This is a genomic window from Comamonas sp. Z1 (assembly GCF_008121555.1).
GTDB classification, from domain to species: domain Bacteria; phylum Pseudomonadota; class Gammaproteobacteria; order Burkholderiales; family Burkholderiaceae_C; genus Comamonas; species Comamonas thiooxydans.
The window spans coordinates 298272-317932 of the sequence record NZ_VOQT01000004.1 but is presented as its reverse complement, the minus strand read 5'-3'; the positions used below and the strand labels follow the sequence as shown (position 1 = coordinate 317932).

General features: G+C 63.0%; 16 protein-coding genes. 9 read left to right on the top strand and 7 right to left on the bottom strand.

The features are described 5' to 3' along the window. Nucleotides 1-54 precede the first annotated feature (54 nt). The 9 genes from FSY45_RS10345 to FSY45_RS10305 all read left to right on the top strand — a co-directional run bounded on the left by FSY45_RS10345 (nucleotide 55) and on the right by FSY45_RS10305 (nucleotide 11017). The gene (locus FSY45_RS10345; RefSeq protein WP_046461252.1) at nucleotides 55-918 is read left to right on the top strand and encodes an alpha/beta hydrolase; all 864 of its coding nucleotides are present in this window, start codon (nucleotides 55-57) and stop codon (nucleotides 916-918) included. Between the two features lie 158 nt (nucleotides 919-1076). Beyond that, a complete protein-coding gene (locus FSY45_RS10340; RefSeq protein ID WP_080944441.1) occupies nucleotides 1077-2252 on the top strand; it encodes a multidrug effflux MFS transporter in 1176 nt (391 codons plus the stop codon). 116 nt (nucleotides 2253-2368) lie between these two features. Beyond that, on the top strand, nucleotides 2369-3367 hold the full coding sequence (locus FSY45_RS10335) for a tripartite tricarboxylate transporter substrate-binding protein (protein WP_046461251.1): 999 nt from the start codon (nucleotides 2369-2371) through the stop codon (nucleotides 3365-3367). A gap of 16 nt (nucleotides 3368-3383) precedes the next feature. Then, on the top strand, nucleotides 3384-4706 hold the full coding sequence (locus tag FSY45_RS10330) for a sulfatase (protein ID WP_046461250.1): 1323 nt from the start codon (nucleotides 3384-3386) through the stop codon (nucleotides 4704-4706). Nucleotides 4707-4826: 120 nt separating this feature from the next. Further along, nucleotides 4827-5834: a tRNA (adenosine(37)-N6)-dimethylallyltransferase MiaA gene (miaA, locus tag FSY45_RS10325; protein ID WP_046461249.1), complete on the top strand. Its 1008-nt coding sequence runs from the start codon at nucleotides 4827-4829 to the stop codon at nucleotides 5832-5834. Nucleotides 5835-5872: 38 nt separating this feature from the next. After that, nucleotides 5873-6607, top strand: a complete 735-nt coding sequence (locus FSY45_RS10320; RefSeq protein ID WP_046461248.1) for an ABC transporter ATP-binding protein — start codon at nucleotides 5873-5875, stop codon at nucleotides 6605-6607. 20 nt (nucleotides 6608-6627) lie between these two features. Next, on the top strand, nucleotides 6628-9252 hold the full coding sequence (locus tag FSY45_RS10315; RefSeq protein ID WP_046461247.1) for an FtsX-like permease family protein: 2625 nt from the start codon (nucleotides 6628-6630) through the stop codon (nucleotides 9250-9252). A gap of 87 nt (nucleotides 9253-9339) precedes the next feature. Continuing rightward, nucleotides 9340-9780 (top strand): VOC family protein, encoded by a 441-nt coding sequence (locus tag FSY45_RS10310; protein ID WP_046461246.1) that lies wholly within the window; start codon nucleotides 9340-9342, stop codon nucleotides 9778-9780. 64 nt (nucleotides 9781-9844) lie between these two features. Then, a complete protein-coding gene (locus tag FSY45_RS10305) occupies nucleotides 9845-11017 on the top strand; it encodes a lipocalin-like domain-containing protein (RefSeq protein WP_046461245.1) in 1173 nt (390 codons plus the stop codon). Here the strand turns inward: FSY45_RS10305 and FSY45_RS10300 are convergent. The 7 genes from FSY45_RS10300 to FSY45_RS10270 form a co-directional block, all read right to left on the bottom strand. Further along, nucleotides 11006-11686, bottom strand: a complete 681-nt coding sequence (locus FSY45_RS10300) for a TetR/AcrR family transcriptional regulator (protein WP_012837325.1) — start codon at nucleotides 11684-11686, stop codon at nucleotides 11006-11008. The two genes, FSY45_RS10305 and FSY45_RS10300, sit on opposite strands and share 12 nt — an antisense overlap. Nucleotides 11687-11862: 176 nt before the next feature. Then, complete coding sequence (locus FSY45_RS10295) at nucleotides 11863-14307, bottom strand: membrane-bound PQQ-dependent dehydrogenase, glucose/quinate/shikimate family (RefSeq protein WP_046461289.1); 2445 nt, start codon at nucleotides 14305-14307, stop codon at nucleotides 11863-11865. Nucleotides 14308-14530: 223 nt separating this feature from the next. Further along, a complete protein-coding gene (locus FSY45_RS10290) occupies nucleotides 14531-15523 on the bottom strand; it encodes a branched-chain amino acid ABC transporter permease (RefSeq protein WP_039049930.1) in 993 nt (330 codons plus the stop codon). A 12-nt stretch (nucleotides 15524-15535) separates the two neighbouring features. Next, nucleotides 15536-16420 carry a branched-chain amino acid ABC transporter permease gene (locus tag FSY45_RS10285; RefSeq protein WP_003057801.1) on the bottom strand — a complete coding sequence of 295 codons (885 nt, stop codon included), beginning with the start codon at nucleotides 16418-16420 and terminating at the stop codon, nucleotides 15536-15538. A gap of 48 nt (nucleotides 16421-16468) precedes the next feature. After that, a complete protein-coding gene (locus tag FSY45_RS10280) occupies nucleotides 16469-17665 on the bottom strand; it encodes an ABC transporter substrate-binding protein (protein WP_003064413.1) in 1197 nt (398 codons plus the stop codon). A 55-nt stretch (nucleotides 17666-17720) separates the two neighbouring features. Then, nucleotides 17721-18440, bottom strand: coding sequence for an ABC transporter ATP-binding protein (locus tag FSY45_RS10275; RefSeq protein ID WP_003064410.1), 720 nt, complete (start codon nucleotides 18438-18440; stop codon nucleotides 17721-17723). Nucleotides 18441-18555: 115 nt separating this feature from the next. After that, nucleotides 18556-19326 (bottom strand): ABC transporter ATP-binding protein, encoded by a 771-nt coding sequence (locus FSY45_RS10270; RefSeq protein WP_003064407.1) that lies wholly within the window; start codon nucleotides 19324-19326, stop codon nucleotides 18556-18558. Nucleotides 19327-19661: the final 335 nt, after the last annotated feature.

Genomic DNA, 19661 nt, shown 5'->3' with positions numbered 1-19661 from the left:
CAGCCATACTTGCACAGCACTTGACAGCCGCCATCTTCCGTCGCTCTTCTTATCATGCCCAAGACCTCACGCTTCTGGAGCCCCCGCCGCATCGCGGCAGCACTCGGTCTGGCCTTGCTGCTGGTGCTCGCGAGCTGGGGCATGCGCGAGCTCGATGCGAGGCAGCGAGTCTGGATTTTTCAGCCCAGCGACCGCAGCTGGCCCGGAGCCAACACGGCCGGCATGCAGGAGCGATGGATAGACTTTCGCAGCCGCGACGGCAGCGCCGCCAGGCTGCATGCCCTCTGGATGCCATCCAGCGATGCACGCGCTCCCCTGCTGCTGTTTCTGCATGGAGCGCGCTGGAATGTGACGGGCTCCTCGCCACGCATACGGCGCCTGCAGGCCATGGGCTTTTCGGTGCTGGCCGTGGACTACCGCGGCTTTGGCAAGAGCAGCCCGGCCCTGCCCTCGCAGGCCTCGGCCGCCGAGGATGCCCGTGCCGCCTGGGACTGGCTGGGCCGACAGGCCGCAGGCAGGCCGCGCTATATCTTCGGCCACTCGCTGGGCGGCGCCGTTGCTATTGATCTGGCCAGCTCCGTCAAGGATGAAAGCGGGGTGCTGGTCGAGTCCACCTTCACCAGTATTCCCGATGTGTTCGACTCCATGCGCTGGGGCTGGCTGCCCGTGAACTGGTTGATCACGCAGCGTTTCAACTCCGTCGACACCGTGGCGAACATCGGCTCGCCGCTGCTGGTCGTGCACGGCACGGCAGACCCGCTGATTCCGGCCCGGCTGGGTCAGCGGCTGTTCGATGCAGCGCGCGAGCCCAAGCGCCTGATCCTGGTCGAAGGTGCCAGCCACCACAACACCCAGTCCAGGGCCCTGGTGCAATACCGCAAGGCACTGCATGAGCTGTTCGGCCTGAATCCGCGCTGAGCGACATCGCCACATACTGTCTCGTCAGCATACGTACCAATGGACAGGTTCTGATAGTCTGTCCGGCTATGTCTGCGCCGCCTGCCCTGAACTCAAAGCAAAATCCCGCTCAATCCATTGAAGAGCAAGCGAAGAGTGCTCCTGAATCTGCAGTCCTTGTGATTCTCACACTGGGGCTGCTGCTGGGTCTGCAGCCGCTGGCAACCGATCTCTATCTGCCCGCCCTGCCTCAGCTGCAGCAAGGTTTCGGCGCCCATGTCTCGCAGGCCCAGCTGACACTGACCGGCTTTTTGCTGGCCTTTGGCTGCTCGCAGATTTTCTGGGGCCCTCTGTCGGACCGGCTGGGCCGCCGCCCGGTCTTGCTGCTGGGCATCAGCGGCTATGTGATCGCCGCTCTGGGCTGCGCCAGCGCCCAGAGCATGGAGGCCTTGATTGCCTGGCGCAGCCTGCAAGGCGCAGCCCTGGGCGCCGGTGTGATGTGCGCGCGTGCCGTGGTCCGCGATCTCTACGCACCGCATATGGGCGCGCAAGTCATGTCCAAGGCGCTGACAGGCCTGGGCGTGCTGGCTTTTCTGGCCCCCATCAGTGGCAGCTTGCTCGTGGGCTGGCTGGGCTGGCGTTCCACCATGCTGGCCCAGGCCTTCATGGGCTGCCTGGCCTGGCTGCTGGTGGTGCTGCGCTTCAGGGAGTCGATTCCCCAGCGCAACCCGCAGGCGCTGCAAGCGGGCAATCTGCTGCGCACCTGGTCGCGCATTGTGCGCAACCCCATGTTCCAGGCCTACAACCTGCTGACCTGCTTCAGCTATGCAGGCCTGTTCACCAATCTGGCGGCCTCTTCGTTCACCTACATCAACGTGCTGCATATGGAGCGCACGCAATACGGGCTGATGCTGGGCGGCAACGCGCTGTGCTATATCGCCGGCACCTTCGCCTGCCGCCGTCTGCTGCGCAGCATGAGCGTGCAGCGCACCGTGGCCGTGGCGGGGGTGTTGTCGCTGACGGCAGGCTCCCTCATGGGCCTGGCGGCCCTGGCCGATCTGCACAGCATCTGGGCCTATGCCCTGCCCTTCTGTCTCTACCAGATCGCCCACGGCATTCACATGCCCTGCGGACAAAGCAATGCCATCGCACCCTTCCCCCAGGCAGCGGGCACGGCCTCGGCCATCAACGGTCTGGTGATGATGCTGATGGCGTTTGCCATGGGACATTGGCTGGGACTGAATCTGGATGCGGATTCCACCATGCCGCTGGCCTTCGGTATCTGGTTCTGGTCGGCTTGCACGGCGGTCACGGCATGGACGCTGGTACAGCGTTTCGGCATCAGCAAATCATGATTTGAAATAAGATGTATTGGTTATTTAAAAACCAATTTTTATTATTTTTCTTTTTATAGAGATTTTTTGAGAATGCCTGGACTGGCCAACGCGCCGCACTTTTGTGATCTCCAGCCATGCATTCCCGCCGCCTCTTTCTTCAGCAATCGCTGCTCGCCGCCAGCTCCGCCGGCTTCTCCTTGAACTCTCTGGCCAAGGCCACCGAGATCTCCGCCGTTCCTCAATCCAGCCGCATTCTGGTGGGCTTTGGCGCAGGCGGCGGCATCGATCTGCTGGCACGCGTGCTGGCCGAAAACATCGCCGCACAGCTGGGCAAGAGCCACTATGTGGTGGTGGACAACAAGCCCGGCGCCAACGGCCAGATTGCCGCACAGACTCTGCTCAACGCCCCCAGCGACGGCAGCACCTATCTGATCGCACCGCTGATCACCCCGGTGCTCTCGCAGATCGTCTACAAAAAGCCCGGCTACGACCCTGCACGCGACTTCTCCCCCGTGGGTCTGCTCGCGCATTTCCAGTTCGGCCTGGCCGTCCCCGCCAGGCACCCGGCGCGCAATATTCAGGAATATGTGGCCTGGCTCAAGGCCAACCCCGAGAAGGCCAACTTCGGCAGTCCCGCTGTGGGCAGCCTGCCGCATTTCTTCGGCCTGCTGCTGGGCGAAGCTGCCGGCGTCAACATCGTGCATGTGCCCTACAAGGGCGGTCCGGCCATGATGACGGATCTGATCAGCGGCCAGTTGGCCTCCGCCATCCAGACCACCAGCGAGCTTGCTCCGCTGCACAAGGAAGGCAAGGTGCGCATTCTGGGCACTTTCGGCAGCCAGCGCGGTCGCGAGCTGCCCGATGTACCGACCTTTGCCGAAGCCGGCTACCCCAAGGCCACAGGCAGCGGCTGGTACAGCCTGTGGGCACGCAAAGGAACTTCGCCCGAAGCCATTGCCGCCGTCAACCGCGCCGTCAACCACGCGTTGCTGGACCCCAAGCTGCAGCCCAGATGGGCCGAGCTGTCCCTGCAGCCGGACCCGCGCACGCCACAGGCGCTGGAGCAGTTGCGCGTGGCCGAAGTCGCCAAGTGGCGTCCCGTGATCACCAACTCCGGCTTTGCCATCGAATAAGCAAAACGACCTACTCATGACTGCACCGAATATCGTTTTCATCCTGGCCGACGATCTGGGCTGGGCCGACCTGGGCGTCTATGGCGCTACCGATTTCAAGACCTCGCATCTGGACCGCCTCGCCGCCCAGGGCGTGCGCTTCAATCAGGCCTATGCCAACTCGGCCGTCTGCTCGGCCACCCGCATTGCGCTGATCACCGGGCGCTATCAGTACCGGCTGCAGGCCGGGCTTGAAGAGCCGCTGGCACGCCATGGTGCGCAACTCGGCCTGCCTGCCGATCACCCCACGCTGCCATCGCTGCTCAAGCAAGCCGGCTACGACACGGCACTGATAGGCAAATGGCATCTGGGCAAGCCGCCCGCCTACGGCCCGCAGCTCAGCGGCTACGACTACTTCTTCGGCAACCACAGCGGTGCCATCGACTACTTCACGCACAAGCCCGGCGTGGGTGAACAGTTCAGCTCCGACCTCTGGCAAGGCAACGAGCCCGTGGAGCGCACGGGCTACTACACCTACATCCTGGGGGATGAGGCCACGCGCTATGTGCATGAGCGCAAGGGCCAGGACAAGCCTTTTTTCCTGTCGCTGCACTTCACTGCGCCGCACTGGCCCTGGGAAGGGCCCGACGACGAGCATGTCGCGCACAGCATCAAGGATCTGTTCCACTACGACGGCGGCAGTCTCAAGAAATATGGCGAAATCGTCGAGGCCCTGGACAAGGCCGTGGGCCAGGTGCTGCAGGCGCTCGATGACACCGGCCAGGCCGACAACACCATCGTCATCTTCACCAGCGACAACGGCGGCGAACGCTTTTCCAAGACCTGGCCCTTCACGGGCCAGAAGACCGAGCTGCTCGAAGGCGGCATCCGCGTACCCACACTGCTGCGCTGGAGCGCCCGCATCCGGCCCCAGGTCCAGGAGCAGGTCACAGCCAGCTTCGACTGGCTGCCCACGCTGCTGGCCGCCGCAGGTGCCAGACCTCACCCGGACTTCCCCAGCGACGGCCAGAACATCCTGCCCATTCTGGAGGGCCATGCAGCCAATACCGAGCGCAGCCTGTTCTGGCGCTACAAATCACAGACCCAGCGTGCCGTGCGCCAGGGACCCTGGAAATACCTCAAGATCAACGACAACGAGTTTTTGTTCAATGTGGAGGAGGACGCCCGCGAACGCGCCAATCTCAAGGAGCATCAGCCAGCAATCTTTGCCGGGCTGCGCAGGCAGTGGGAGGAATGGAACGAGCAATTGCTGCCCATCACGGCCGAAATCTACAGCCACGGCCTCTCGCCCGACATTCAGGCCGATCGCTATGTGCCGGCACGCCTGAGCCGGGGCTAGGCAGGGCACTAAGCCCCACCGCTGCCGCCAGGCGGCAGGCTGCGTTATCCTTCACAACCAGCAAGAACCAATGACCGGCGGTCATTGGTTCTTGTGCTTTGACCTGTACGGATTTCGCCCATGACTGCTGCCCACACCCTGCCCTGTATCGCCATTGCCGGCCCCACTGCCTCGGGCAAGACTGCGGCAGCGCTGGCACTGGCCGAGCGCCTGGCACAACGCGGGCAGAAGGCCGAGATCATCAGCGTGGATTCGGCCCTGGTCTACAAAGGCATGGACATAGGCACAGCCAAGCCCACAAGGGACGAGCTGTCTGCCGTGCCGCATCACCTCATCGACATCATCGATCCGCTGCAGGCTTATAGCGCGGCCGAGTTCGTGCGCGACACGCAGACCCTGGTTGCCGAAATCCGCGCCCGCCAGGCCATACCTCTGCTGGTGGGCGGCACCATGCTGTACTTCAAGGCGCTGATGGACGGGCTGGACGATATGCCCGCAGCCAACCCCGAAGTGCGCGCCATGCTGGACGCGCAGGCCGCCGAACTGGGCTGGCCCGCCATGCATGCCAGACTGGCCCAGGTGGACCCCGTCACCGCAGCACGCCTGGCCCCCGGCGACAGCCAGCGCATCCAGCGCGCGCTTGAGGTCTGGCAGGTCTCGGGCCAACCGCTTTCGAGCTTTCACACGACTAGGAACAAAACGGGCCCTGCAGAACAGATGGGACTTGCAACGCTTTTCTCGCTGGAGCCTGCAGAGCGAGCCTGGCTGCACCAGCGCATTGCGCTGCGCTTTGATCTGATGCTGGAGCAGGGCTTCCTCGACGAAGTGCGCAGCCTGCGCGCACGCGGCGATCTCCATCTGGACCTGCCCTCGATGCGCTGCGTGGGCTATCGCCAGGCCTGGGAAGTGCTGGACGCGCTGGAGGCCGATCCCGGCAAGCCGCTGGACATGGCAGGCCTGCGCGAGCGCGGCATCGCCGCCACACGCCAGTTGGCCAAGCGCCAGATCACCTGGCTACGCTCCATGCCCCAGCGCCATGCCATTGCCTGCGATGCACCCGGCGCCCAGCAGCAACTGCTGGATGCCGCCATGGCTGCCATTGACGCGGCGCAGCAAGACGCCAGCTAAGCACCACGACCGCAGCCGCCCATCGTTAAGATCGCTGCATGGCTGCCACCGACTCACCCTACGCCCATCCACTGCTGCAGGTCAGCGACCTTGCCAAACGCTATGGCGAGGGCGAGGCCCAGACCACGGTCTTCGCGCGGGTGAGCTGCGAGATCGCCGCCGGCGAGTTTGTCGCCATCGTCGGCAACTCCGGCGTGGGCAAGTCCACCTTTCTCAACTGCCTGGCCGGGCTGGACAGTTGGCAGCAAGGCCGGGTTCTGCACAGCGGCACCGATCTGTCCACGCTCGATGAAGCCCGGCGCGCCATCTGGCGGCGCGCGCATCTGGGCTTTGTGTTCCAGGCCTTTCATGTCCTGCCCCATCTCGATGTGGCGCAGAACATTGCCCTGCCGCTGATGCTGCTGGGCCGCATGGACGGCCAAGGTCAGCAGCGCGTGCAGCAGGTGCTGCAAGCCGTGGGACTCGCGGGTCTGGGCCAGCGCCTACCCCAGCAGCTCAGCGGCGGCCAACTGCAGCGCGTAGCCATAGCACGTGCCCTGGTGCATTCGCCGCCTCTGCTGCTGGCCGATGAGCCCACGGGCAATCTGGACCCATCCACAGCCCAGCAGATCATGGATTTGCTGCTGCAGCAAACCCGCGACAACGGCACGGCGCTGGTGCTCGTCACCCATTCCGCAGAAGCGGCCAGACGCGCCGACCGCGTGCTGCGGCTGACGGCCGGCGGCATGCAGGCCGAGCTCTCGGTGTCGCAGCAAACATCGCTAGGCCTGTGACTGCACGCCCCCCGCTTCTTATGCTGCTGAGCAGCTTCTCCTGGCAGGAGCTGCGCCAGCATCCCTGGCGCACGGCCACGGCGCTGATTGCCATCATGCTTGGCGTGGCACTGGGCTTTGCCGTCCATGTGATCAACCAGTCGGCACTGGACGAATTTTCCAGGGCGGTACGCAGCGTCAACGGCCAGCCCGATCTGCAACTGCACGCCATGCAGGGCGGTCTGCCGCTGGCACTCTATCCGCAGGTGGCGCAGACCCGGGGCATCGCCACCGCCGTTCCCTGGGTCGAGACCACGGTGCTGCTGCCGGGCAGCACTGCAGATTTGCAGACGCGCGGCACGCAAGGGGCAGCGCAAGGCGTGAGCTTGCGCGTGCTCGGCAGCGATGCCCTCAAACTGGCACCTGTCGCCCCGGCCCTGATGCCGCGCCTGTTTGAAGGCGGCAACCGGCTCGATCTGTTTGCTCCCGATGCCGTATTTCTCAATGCCGCCGCCTTGCAGGCCCTGCGTCTGAGTCCTGAACAAGCCGCCAACACCCCCATGCAATGGCTGCTCAACGGCCAGGCCCAGCAACTTCGCATTGCGGGCACGGTCGCCGCCAGCGGCGCACCGGTCGCAGTCATGGACATTGGCGCACTGCAGCAGAAGCTCGGCCTGTTTGACCGTATCGACAGGCTGGACCTTTTGCTGACCGACAGCGCCAGCCGCAGCCAGGTGGCCACCGCCCTGCACGCCCTGCCGGCCTGGCAAGACCAGGTATTGATCCAGCAGCCCAGCGACGATCAGCAGCGCGTGGGCGAGATGTCGCGCGCCTACCGCGTCAACCTCACGGTGCTGGCGCTGGTGGCCTTGTTCACAGGAGCGTTTCTGGTGTTCTCGGTACTGGCGCTCAGCGTGGCACAGCGCGCGCCGCAGTTTGCGCTGCTGGCCGTGCTCGGCGCCACGCCGCGCCAGCGCATGGCACTGGTGTTGATGGAAGCGCTGGCGCTGGGGCTTATAGGCAGCCTGGCCGGTATTGCACTGGGTACGGCACTGGCCTGGCTGGCGCTGCAGGTGCTGGGCGGCGATCTGGGCGGCGGCTTCTTTGCCGGCGTGCAGCCCGCCCTGCACTGGAGCCCTGTGGCAGCGCTGGTCTTCGGTCTGCTGGGCATTGCCGCCACGCTGGCCGGAGCCTGGTGGCCCGCACGCGCCGCCATGGATTTGCCGCCAGCGGCCACGCTCAAGGGACTGGGCAGCACGCATGAGAGAGCCCCGCGCCTGTGGCCCGCAGTGACGCTTCTTGCAGCCAGCCTGGTGCTGGCCTTTATGCCACCTGTGGCAGGTATCCCGCTGGCGGCCTATATGGCAGTGGGCCTGCTGTTGCTGGGCGGCATATCAGCTCTGCCCTGGCTGCTGGGTTCGGTGCTGGGACTGGTACCCAAGGCCTTCTCGCGCCAGCCGCTGGCCATGCTGGCGCTGGAGCGCGCGCGGCGCATGCGCCACGCCACCACCGTGGCCGTGGGCGGTGTGGTGGCCAGCCTGAGCCTGGCCGTGGCCCTGACGGTGATGGTCACCAGCTTTCGCGGCAGCATGATGGAGTGGCTGGACGCCGTATTGCCCGCCCCCATGTATGTGCGCGCCGCCGGCGGCTCCAGCCGTGTCGATGCAGCCCTGCTGCCGGCCGATGCGGCGCAGCGCCTGGAGCAGTTGCCCGGCATAGCGCGTGCCCAAGCCATGCGCAGCAGCCAGTTGGTACTGAGCCCCGAACGCCCGGCCATCAGTCTGCTGATTCGACCTCTTCAAGGGCAGCAGGCCATGCAGCTTCCCTGGGTGGAGGGTCCAATTCATGAGACACGCCCAGGCATTGCCGTGCACATCAGCGAAGCCGTGGCCCAGCTCTATGGCCTGAAGCCCGGTGATGCGTGGCCGCTACTTTCCAAGGCTTTCAGCCTTCAAACCCAGGGCCACCAAGCGCCGGAAGCTTCTTTTTACATAGCATCCGTGTGGCGCGACTATGTGCGTCAGTTCGGTGCCGTAGCCCTGGACTGGAAGGACTACCTGACACTGGTGGGTCATGCAGGCAATGCCGCGCAGATCAGCGAGATCGCCGTCTGGCCGGAGTCCCAAAGCCAGCTGTCTGGCACTGATCTGCAAGCGGCGATAGAGCAGGCCCTCGGCACGCCGGGGCAATCGCCCCCTGCGCTGGAGTTTGTCAGCAGCCAGGCTCTGCGCGAGCGCTCCCTGCGCATTTTCGATCGCAGCTTTGCCGTCACCTACTGGCTGCAGGCCGTGGCCATAGGCATAGGCCTGTTCGGCATTGCCGCCAGCTTCAGCGCCCAGGTGCTGGCCAGGCGCAAGGAATTCGGACTGCTGGCCCATCTGGGCCTGACGCGCCGCAATGTGCTGAGCGTGGTCGCCGCCGAGGGTCTGGCCTGGACCATGCTGGGCACCATCGCGGGCACGCTGCTGGGCCTGGGCGTGGCCGTGATCCTCGTGCATGTGGTCAACCCGCAGAGCTTTCACTGGACCATGGAGTTGCGCCTGCCCCTGCTGCGCCTGCTGGCGCTGGGTGCTGCCGTGGTGCTGGCAGGCGTCATCACCGCGTGGCTGGCCGGGCGCCGGGCCGCCAGTGCCGACGCGGTGCTGGCCGTCAAGGAGGACTGGTAGCTATACCTGCACCCCTGTCAGCGTTTTTCACATGATTGCGCCATTGCGCAGCGCACAATGAAATCTTCACCGCTGCGAGGAGTTCGTATGCAAGTCCAGCCCTATCTCTTTTTCGATGGCCGCTGCGAAGAGGCCCTGGATTTCTACCAGGCCGCACTTGGGGCCGAGATCACCATGCTGATGCGCTACAAGGATGCTCCGCCGCAGCCCGAGTCATCGACCCAGCAAGGCTGCGGCCCGGGCCAGATGGATCCCGAAAAAATCATGCACGCCAATGTCCAGATTGGCGAGGCGCAGATCATGGCATCTGACGGCATGAACGGCGGCAAGCCGGATTTCAAAGGCTTTTCTCTGTCCATCACCGCGCCCAGCGAGAATGAGGCCGACCTCATATTTGCTGCCATCGGCCAGGGCGGCAAGGTACAGATGGCGCTGGACACCACGTTTTTTGCGCGCCGTTTTGGCGTGGTGACCGACCGCTTCGGAGTCAGCTGGATGGTGATCGTTCCCCTGATCGATATCGGCTGAGGCAGCTCAAAGCAGCACCTCGAAGCTCATGGCATTGCGCTGATCGGCTGGGCGACAATGGGCCATGCCTTTTCAGCCCACGCCCTCCCAGCCTCAACAACCGGCACTGCTGGCCCTGTCACGCAGGCAGTCCCTGCAGAGGCTGGCTGCTGCCGGTCTGGGCTGGGCGATTCTGGGCCTGCCTCTGCCAGGCATGGCTTTGCCGTCCAGAACCTTGCAGTTTCCGCGCGACTTCGGCAGCCACCCGGATCTGCAGACCGAGTGGTGGTACATCACCGGGCAGTTGCAGGCCGGCGGCAAGCACTGGGGCTTTCAGCTGACTTTCTTTCGCTCGCGCATCGAAGCCGCGCAAGGCCTGCAATCGGCGCTCGCGGCCAAGCAGTTGATCTTCGCCCATGCGGCCCTGTGCGATGTCGAGGGCCAAAAGCTGCGCCATGACCAGCGCATGGCGCGCGCGGGACTGGGCCTGGCCGGAGCCAGCGAAAACGATACCGATGTGCATATCAACGACTGGTATCTTCAGCGTCGACCCGTACCAGGACGAAACGCCAGTGAAGCCAGTCGCTACAGAGCGCTGCTGAGCAGCCAGGACTTCATACTGGATCTTGAGTTTGACAGCACTCAGCCACTGCTGCTGCAGGGCTTGAATGGTCTTTCACGTAAAGGCCCGCGTGAGGAACAGGCCAGCTACTACTACAGCCAGCCTCAGCTCAAGGTCGGCGGCTCCATCACCGTGGGCGGGCAGCAACTGCCTGTGCAAGCCAGCGCACACAACCGCGCCTGGCTGGACCATGAATGCAGCGCGGCCATCATGGACCCTGAGGCTCAGGGCTGGGACTGGATAGGCATGAATCTCGATGACGGCAGCGCCCTCACGGCCTTTCATCTGCGCCGCCGCAATGGATCGGCGCTCTGGGCCGGTGGTTCATTCCGCGCGCCGAACCAGAGCGCGCACATCTTTGCCGCCGATCAGGTACGGTTCAAACCGCTGCGCCACTGGAGCAGCCCGCACAGCAAAGCAAGCTACCCTGTGGCCTGGAGCGTGCAGACACCGGCGGGCCGTTTCGAGGTTCACGCCCTGGTGGACGACCAGGAACTCGACAGTCGCGCCAGCACCGGCGCCATTTACTGGGAGGGTCTGTGCGAGCTGCGCAGCATCGGCGCCGATGGCAAAAGCGTCCGCGTAGGCAGCGGTTACCTGGAAATGACCGGCTATGCGAATGCACTAAGGCTTTAGGGCCTGGGGCTTGCACACCAAAGCGCGGAGCTGATCGAGCAGAAGCTGCAGATGGCGCTCGCGCAAGCTCTCGCCCAAGAGATCGACCTGCAGCAGGCTCTGCCAGGTCGCGGCATGATCCACGCGGAAGCCGGACAGGGCCGAAATCAGATAGTGGACATCGACCGCGCTCAGTTGATCCTTGAACAGGCCCTGCGCCACGCCGCGCTGCAGAATGCGCTCGATCGGCTCCAGCGCCGCCTTGCGCAACAGCTCGGTCTTGGAGATCTGGCCCAGCATTTCGCCGCCCTGGAAATTCTCCTGCAGCACCAGACGCGTGAACTCCTGGTTCTGCTCGTGATACTCGAAGCTCCTTTGCGCCAGCGCATGCAACGCCTGCAAGGGCTCCAGCGCATCGAGATTGAGCTGCTCCTCCGACTCGCGAATATCCGAGTAGCTCTGCTCGATGACCGCGAGGTACACGTCTTTCTTGTTGCCGAAGTAGTAGTAGAGCATGCGCTTGGCGCAGCCCGCCTTGGCGGCAATGCGTTCCAGCCGCGCTCCGTCATAGCCGTAATTGGCAAACTCGGTCTTGCCCGCGTCCAGCAGGGCTCGGCGCATATCGGCCGATGCCTCGTCTGCCGAAGGCTGCTGGCTCAGTGAATTTTCAGGACCTTGCTGCTCGCTCACGACCACATCTCCATTGACTCAAGCGCGCGAGCGTAACACGCAGCTCAGGCATGAAAAAAGGCCCCCACGCTTCCCACTGCGTGTGGTCGCTGCCCCTCCGGGAGGGGCGCTGCCCGGCGATGAAAAAAGCCATGGCTCTGACGAGCCATGGCTGTTCGGTTCAATGCCTGCGTCGCTTATTTGCCGCTATCGGGCAATGCGTAGGCCATCACATAGTCACCTCGGTCGGGCGACTGGCGGGCGCCGCCGGCCGAGATGACCACATATTGCTTGCCGGTTCTGGGCGACTTGTAAGTCATGGGGCCGCCCTGGCTGCCAACTGGCAGTCGGCTCTTCCAGATTTCCTTGCCGGTGGCGCTATCCCAGGCGCGCAGGTAGTAATCCTGCGTGCCGGCAAAGAACACCAGACCGCCCTGGGTCGCCAGCGTGCCGCCCAATGTGGGCAGGCCCACAGGCATGGGCATGCGCATCTTGATGCCCATGGGACCCTGATCCTGCACCGTGCCCACGGGCACCTCCCAGACCACTTGCTGGGTCTTCATGTCAATGGCGGTCAGCGTGCCGAACGGAGGCTTCTGGCAAGGAATGCCCAGAGGCGACATGAAGCGGTCCTTGATCACCGCATAGGGAGTGCCTCCCAGCGGCACCTGACCCATGCCGGTGTTGGGCGCCTCGCCGCCGTCGGACAGCTTGTCCTTTTTCTGCTGGGGCATCATCTGCACCCACAGGCCCAGACGCATGTCGTTCACAAAGATCAGATTATTGCCGGGATCCGCAGACAGACCGCCCCAGTTCATGCCGCCCAGCGAACCCGGGAAGCTCAGCGACACATCGGTGCCAGGCGTGGTGAACAGGCCTTCATAGCGCATGGATTTGAACTTGATCCGGCAGATCAACTGATCCACCGGCGTCGCGCCCCACATATCGGCTTCAGTCAGGGTCTTGGTGCCGATCTGCGGCATGCCCACGGACAGAGGCTGGGTCGGGGCATACTTTTCGCCGGGAATATGGCCGGGCTTGACGGCAATGTCTTCCACCTTGGTCAGCGGCTTGCCGCTGTGGCGGTCCAGCACAAAGATCTGACCGGCCTTGGTACCGACCACCAGCGCTGGTGTCGTCTTGCCGTCCTGCTGAGGAAAATCGATCAACGTGGGTGCCATGGGAAGGTCGAAGTCCCACAAGTCATTGTGCACGGTCTGGTACACCCATTTTTCCTTGCCCGTGGCAGCATCCAGCGCGAGGATGGACGCACCGTACTTCAGGTCCGCTGCAGAGCGCGTGACGCCATACAGGTCCACCGAAGCCGATCCCATGGGCAGGTAGACGGTATTGGAGCTCGGGTCGTAGGTCGTTCCCGCCCAGACATTGGCCGATGAGCGGGTGTAGGTCTCGCCGGGCTTGAGCACTTCATTGGGCGTGGCCGAGCCGGAGTCGAACGCCCAGCGCTGTGCGCCGGTCATTACATCGAAGCCGCGAATCACGCCACCAGGCATGTCCACCTGTACGTTGTCGGCCACGCGGCCGCCGATCACCACCGTGGTGCCGGCCACCGTGGGCGCCGATGTCAGGGTGTAGAACGCGGGATTTGAAATAGTGCCGACGCCCTGCTTGAGGTCGACCACGCCGTGATCGCCGAACTCGCCGCACAACTCGCCGTTGTCTGCGTTGATGGCAAACAGACGTGCATCGATGGTGTTCATCAGAATGCGGCGCTTGCAGGCGGCGCCAGCAGGCAGGCTCACCGCCTGCACGGGAGTCGATCCCGGCACGCTGGGCTGAGCCAGTGCGGCATCCGCATCGAAGTAGGCCAGTCCGCGGCAGCGCTCCCACACACCGCCCACATGGGAGTTGGTGTCATGACGCCACAGCTGCTTGCCGGTGTCGGCGTCGAGCGCAATCACGTTGTTGCTGGGCGTGCAGACAAACACCTTGTCGCCCACCTGCAGCGGTGTGGTCTGGTCTTCAGCGCCGGCGCCTGTGGACTTGGGTATGTCGCCGGTGCGAAAAGTCCAGGCCACCTGCAACTGGCTCACGTTGTCCACGTTGATCTGATCCAGCGCGGCAAAGCGGTCGTTGTTGCTGCTGTTGCCGTAATGGCTCCAGTCCTTCTGCTCGCCGGCAGCATCCACGGGCTTGCGTGCCACGGTAGACTGGGTCTGCACCTCGGGGTGAATCTGGAACATGGACACAAAGGCCGCCATGCCAGCCACCAGCATGACCGCCGCTGCAGCAAATGGCAGCTTGCTGGACGACGCCTTGCCCGGCTCACCAGCCTTACGCAGCAGGGGCATGCTGGCCAGCACCACCACGGCAGCAAAGGTCAAGGCCAGCAGGCGCGAAATCAGGCTCCAGTAATCCAGACCCACTTCGGCCAGCGCCCACAACACGGTCGCGCCGAAAGTGCCCAGGTAGAACCATGCACCGCTCACGCGGCGACGAACCAATTGCACGCCGGACAGCAGCAGCCCCAGGCCAGCGAGCAAAAAGTACCAGCTGCCGCCCAGGCTGATGAGCTTGCCACCGCCTATCAAGAAGAACAGGCCGGCAAGCGCCAGCGCCGCCCCCAGAACCCAGAGCCAGATGCGCGCGGCCAAGGGCTGCGCCTGCTCCCGATGTGTCATATCGAACCTCGAACTGTATGCGCCTGCACGCGCACCGGCATCCGGCTGCACTCAGGCACTTTTGAAATGAGAAAAAAAGTCCATTGTTGTGAGAAATAAAGTCCATCGCTTGCAAACGTGTACCAGCAATTTCAGAAATCTCTGAAAATTACCCTCTCCTGATCTGAGTCATGGCAATAAAAAAAGGCCGCAGATGCGGCCTTGGTAGCGAGAGTGAAGCGCCCTATTTGCGACGTTGCAGCCAGGCGATCAGCTCGCCCATGATGCCCTTGCGGAACAGCAGCACACAGAGCACAAAGATCAGGCCGGTGACGATGGTGACCGACTCGCCCAGCGTGCTGAACCATTCCACGCCGGTTGCATGGGCCAGGAAGCTGCCGAACTCACCAATCTTGTTTTCCAGCGCCACGACGACCGCCGAACCCAGCAGCGGACCCGACAGCGTGCCCAGCCCCCCCATCAGCGTCATCAGAATCACATGACCGGAGGTGGTCCAGTGCACATCGGACAAAGTGGCGAAGCCCAGCACCAGGGTCTTGAGGGAACCGGCCAGACCCGTCAGGGCCGCAGAGATGACAAAGGCCAGCAGCTTGAAGCGGTTGACGTCATAGCCCAGCGAGATGGCACGCGGCTCGTTCTCCTTGATGGCCTTGAGCACCTGCCCGAACGGCGAGTGGATGGTGCGCACGATGAGTAGAAAAGCCGCTGCCACAATGATCAGCGCCACGTAGTACATGACCATATCGCTGCTCAGATCGATCACGCCGAACAGCTTGCCACGCGGCACGCCCTGCAGGCCGTCTTCGCCGCCTGTGAACTTGGCCTGCAGCGCGACAAAGAACAGCATCTGTGCCAGCGCCAGCGTGATCATGGAGAAATAAATGCCCTGGCGACGGATGGCCAGCCAGCCAAAGATCAGGCCCAGCAGACCGCCGACCGCCGTACCCAGCAACATGCCAACTTCGGGCGTAAAGCCCCAGGCCTTGATGGTGTAGCCCGCCACATAGGCCGCACCGCCCAGAAACGCGGCGTGGCCGAAGGACAGCAGACCCGTATAGCCCAGCAAGAGATTGAAGGCCGAAGCAAACAGTGCAAAGCACATCAGCTTCATGACAAAAACCGGATAGGCACCGAGGAAGGGCGCGACGATCAGGCCCAGCAGCAGCAGGCCGTAGCCCACGGGGGCAATGCGTTGAACAAGCGTCTTGGATTTCATGTCGTGCCCCTCTTATTTTTCTTTACCGAACAAGCCAGCGGGGCGAATCAGCAAAACAATGACCATGATGAAAAACACGACGGTGGACGATGCTTCAGGCCAGAAAACCTTGGTCAGCCCTTCGATGACACCCAGCGCCAGACCGGTGAGGATGGAGCCCATGATGGAGCCCATGCCGCCGATCACCACCACGGCAAACACCACGATGATCAGGTTCTGCCCCATCAGCGGCGTGACCTGGTAGACGGGAGCGGCCAGCACGCCGGCAAAAGCCGCCAGCGCGGCACCGAAGGCATAGGTCAGCGTGATCATCACGGGCACGTTGACGCCGAAAGCCTCGACCAGGCGCGGATTTTCGGTACCGGCACGCAGATAGGCGCCGATGCGCGTCTTCTCGATCACAAACCAGGTGGCTACACACACCACGATGGAAGCCACGACCACCCAGGCACGGTAATTGGGCAGGATCATGAAGCCCAGATTGGTCGCGCCTTCGAGCAGCTCGGGCGTGTCATAGCCCAGGCCCGAGACGCCATAGACGGAGCGGAACACCCCCTCGATCAGCAGCGACAACCCCAGCGTCAGCAGCAGGCCGTAGAGATGATCGAGCTTGTAGATCCAGCGCAGCAAGAAGCGCTCGATCAACACCCCCAGAATCCCCACCAGCACCGGCGACAGGATCAGCATCACCCAGTAGTTGATGCCGAAATAGCTCATGGCCATCCAGGTGCACATGGCCCCCAGCATGAACAGGGCGCCATGCGCAAAGTTGATGACATTGAGCAGGCCGAAGATCACGGCCAGGCCCAGACTCAGAATTGCGTAGAACGAACCGTTGACCAGCCCCAGAAGGAGCTGGCTCATCAGGCCGGGCAATGAAACGCCGAAGATTTCCATGAGAGATACGCTGGTGAGGGTGAGGTCTGCATCAAACCGGTAGTGCCATTACTTCCAGAGCGCGCACTTGGTTTCGGCCTTGGTCGTCCAGACCGTCTCGGCAGGCAACTTGGTCAGCACCTTGAGGTAGTCCCAGGGCTTGGTGGATTCGCTGGGCTTCTTGGCTTCGACCAGATACATATCGTGGGCAAACGTACCGTCGGGACGGATCACGCCCTTGCCGTAGAAGTCGTTGATGGGCGTGCTCTTGAGGTGGGCCATCACCTTGTCGGCATTGGTGGTCTTCACCGCTTCGACGGCCTTCAGATAGTTCATCACGGCCGAGTAGTCGGCGGCCTGCACATCGGTAGGCATGCGCTTGGTCTTGGCAAAGAACTTGTTGGCGAACTTGCGCGATTCGTCGTTCATGTCCCAGTACCAGCTGGTGGTGTGCAGCAGGCCTTCGGTGTTCTTCAGGCCCAGGCTGTGGATGTCGGTCAGGAAGACCAGCAGACCGGCGGTCTTCATGGTCTTGTTGATGCCGAACTCCTTGGCGGCCTTGATGGCATTGATGGTGTCGCCGCCCGCATTGGCCAGACCCAGGATATGGGCCTTGGAGCTTTGCGCCTGCAGCAGGAAGGACGAGAAGTCCGAGGCATTGAGCGGGTGCTTGACCGAGCCCAGCACCTTGCCGCCCTTGGCGTTGATGACCTTGGTGGTGTCTGCCTCCAGTGCCTGGCCGAATGCATAGTCGGCCGTCAGGAAGAACCAGTCCTTGCCGCCGCGATCCACCACGGCACCGCCCGTGCCTTTGGCCAGGGCCACGGTGTCGTAGGCGTAGTGCACGGTATAGGGGTTGCACTGCTCGTTGGTCAGCGCGGAAGAGCCCGCGCCGCTGTTGAAGTGAACGCGCTTTTTCTCGTTGGCGATCTGGGAAACCGCCAGTGCCGTGCCGGAATTGGTGCCGCTGAAGACCATGGAGATACCCTGCGTATCAATCCATTCGCGCACCTTGGAGGCAGCGATGTCGGCCTTGTTCTGATGGTCTGCGCTGACCAGCTCGATGGGCTGGCCCAGGGCCTTACCACCGAAGTCGTCGATCGCCATCTGCATGGCGACCGCACCGTTCTTGCCCTCCACGTCAGCGTACAGGCTGGACATATCGGTGACGAAACCGATCTTCACCTTTTCCTGGGCCTGGGCCAGGGGGCTGGACAGACCGGCCACGGCCAGCATGCAAGAGAGAACGCTCAGTTTTGCTTTCATCTTTATCTCCACGGGTTGGATCTCTGTTGTGAACGAATGGGAGGTGCTTGAAGGCTCAGACGCCCAGCAGCTCGTTGAGCACGGACATCTTCTCGTCCAGTTCGCTGGCTCCGAAGCGCAAGGCGACATGGCCGTGCTCGACCACATAGAAGCGGTCGGCCAGCGGGGCGGCAAAGCGGAAGTTCTGCTCCACCATCACCACGGTGTAGCCTTTCTCGCGCAGCGTGGTGATCATCCGGGCCAGGGTCTGGACGATGACGGGGGCCAGGCCTTCGGAAATTTCATCGAGCAGCAGCAGGCGCGCACCCGTGCGCAGAATCCGCGCCACGGCCAGCATCTGCTGCTCGCCGCCCGACAGGCGCGTGCCCTGGCTGTTCCTGCGCTCATAGAGGTTGGGGAACATCTGATAGATCTCGTCGATGCTCATCCCCGGCTCGCCGGTCTTGAGCGGCGGCGGCAGCATCAGATTCTCTTCACAGGACAGGCTGGAGAAAATGCCGCGCTCCTCGGGGCAGTAGCCCACGCCCAGGTGGGCGATCTTGTGCGTGGGCATGTGAATGGTTTCCACGCCGTTGATCCTGATCGAGCCCTTGCGCGAGCCGGTCAGCCCCATGATGGCGCGCAGCGTGGAAGTGCGCCCTGCGCCATTGCGGCCGAGCAAGGTCACCACCTCGCCGGGATTGACCACCAGATCCATGCCATGCAGCACATGGGACTCGCCATACCAGGCATTGAGTCCCGAAATTTCCAGCGCCGGAGTACTTGTCTTATTCATTCGTATCACTCAAATCACGCACGAAACCATCAAAGAGGCAGCGAGGAAGGGCCGCCCCGCACCGAGGCTGCCGTCCCCCTCCGGGGGAAGCCGCAAAGCGGCACAGGGGGAACGATCAATGCGCCCCCTGAAGCTGTCCGTCCGTGGTCCCCATATAGGCTTCCATCACCTGCGGATTGCGCGAAACCTCTTCGTAGCGCCCTTCGGCCAGAACGGCGCCGCGCTGCAGCACGGTGATGCGATCGGCGATGGTGGCAATCACCTTCATGTTGTGCTCCACCATCAGGATGGTGCGGCCGGCAGAGACCTTCTTGATGAGCTGGGTCACGCGGTCCACGTCCTCATGGCCCATGCCCTGTGTGGGTTCGTCCAGCAGCATCAGCTCGGGCTCCATGGCCAGCGTGGTCGCAATTTCCAGGGCGCGCTTGCGCCCATAGGGCAGGTTCACGGTCACTTCATCGGCCAGGTCCTGCAGCCCGACTTCGGTCAGCAGCTCCATGGCGCGGTCATTGAGCTGATTGAGCGTCTTCTCGCTGGTCCAGAACTGATAGGCCGTGCCCAGCTTGCGCTGCAGGCCGATGCGCACGTTCTCCAGCAAGGTGCAGTGAGGAAACACGGCGGAAATCTGAAACGAGCGAATCACGCCACGTCGCGCAATCTGTGCCGGCGCCTCGCGGGTAATGTCCAGCCCGTTGAACTGGATGCTCCCGGAAGTGGGCTCCAGAAACTTGGTCAGCAGATTGAAGCAAGTAGTCTTGCCCGCTCCATTGGGCCCGATCAGCGCGTGAATGGAGCCACGCTGCACGGCCAGATCCACCTTGCTGACGGCGGTAAAGCCTTTGAACTCTTTGGTGAGTTGCCTAGTTTCGAGAATAAGGTCGCTCATGCGCTGGCCGTCAGTCCTGAATGCTGCAAAACAAAGAGGGGAGCAACTTGATGTACTTCCTCTGCCTGAGCGGCATCTTGGTCTTTCATGCTGCAGTGCCGCAGCGGGAAACTCCTAGGAATGAAGAGCCGTCGGACTTATGCTTTCCCTAACCCTCCATAAAACAAATAGCAACAACAGAAGTAACTGCAAACTTCAAACTCATCGCAACTGCAAGTCACGTCAGAGACAGCGGCATCCCCAGGAATATCAGCATCCACTTCGGAATCTCTAAAAAAGCTTATGCCTTATACATATTGCGCTATCAATATTAATAAGACTGGGCGAAATGTGCC

Coding starts and splice junctions, on each gene's coding strand:
- FSY45_RS10345 (WP_046461252.1), top strand. CDS start 55: ATGCCCAAGACCTCACGCTTCTGGAGCCCCCGCCGCATCGCGGCAGCA.
- FSY45_RS10335 (WP_046461251.1), top strand. CDS start 2,369: ATGCATTCCCGCCGCCTCTTTCTTCAGCAATCGCTGCTCGCCGCCAGC.
- FSY45_RS10330 (WP_046461250.1), top strand. CDS start 3,384: ATGACTGCACCGAATATCGTTTTCATCCTGGCCGACGATCTGGGCTGG.
- miaA (WP_046461249.1), top strand. CDS start 4,827: ATGACTGCTGCCCACACCCTGCCCTGTATCGCCATTGCCGGCCCCACT.
- FSY45_RS10320 (WP_046461248.1), top strand. CDS start 5,873: ATGGCTGCCACCGACTCACCCTACGCCCATCCACTGCTGCAGGTCAGC.
- FSY45_RS10315 (WP_046461247.1), top strand. CDS start 6,628: ATGCTGCTGAGCAGCTTCTCCTGGCAGGAGCTGCGCCAGCATCCCTGG.
- FSY45_RS10310 (WP_046461246.1), top strand. CDS start 9,340: ATGCAAGTCCAGCCCTATCTCTTTTTCGATGGCCGCTGCGAAGAGGCC.
- FSY45_RS10305 (WP_046461245.1), top strand. CDS start 9,845: ATGCCTTTTCAGCCCACGCCCTCCCAGCCTCAACAACCGGCACTGCTG.
- FSY45_RS10295 (WP_046461289.1), bottom strand. CDS start 14,307: ATGACACATCGGGAGCAGGCGCAGCCCTTGGCCGCGCGCATCTGGCTC.
- FSY45_RS10290 (WP_039049930.1), bottom strand. CDS start 15,523: ATGAAATCCAAGACGCTTGTTCAACGCATTGCCCCCGTGGGCTACGGC.
- FSY45_RS10285 (WP_003057801.1), bottom strand. CDS start 16,420: ATGGAAATCTTCGGCGTTTCATTGCCCGGCCTGATGAGCCAGCTCCTT.
- FSY45_RS10280 (WP_003064413.1), bottom strand. CDS start 17,665: ATGAAAGCAAAACTGAGCGTTCTCTCTTGCATGCTGGCCGTGGCCGGT.
- FSY45_RS10275 (WP_003064410.1), bottom strand. CDS start 18,440: ATGAATAAGACAAGTACTCCGGCGCTGGAAATTTCGGGACTCAATGCC.
- FSY45_RS10270 (WP_003064407.1), bottom strand. CDS start 19,326: ATGAGCGACCTTATTCTCGAAACTAGGCAACTCACCAAAGAGTTCAAA.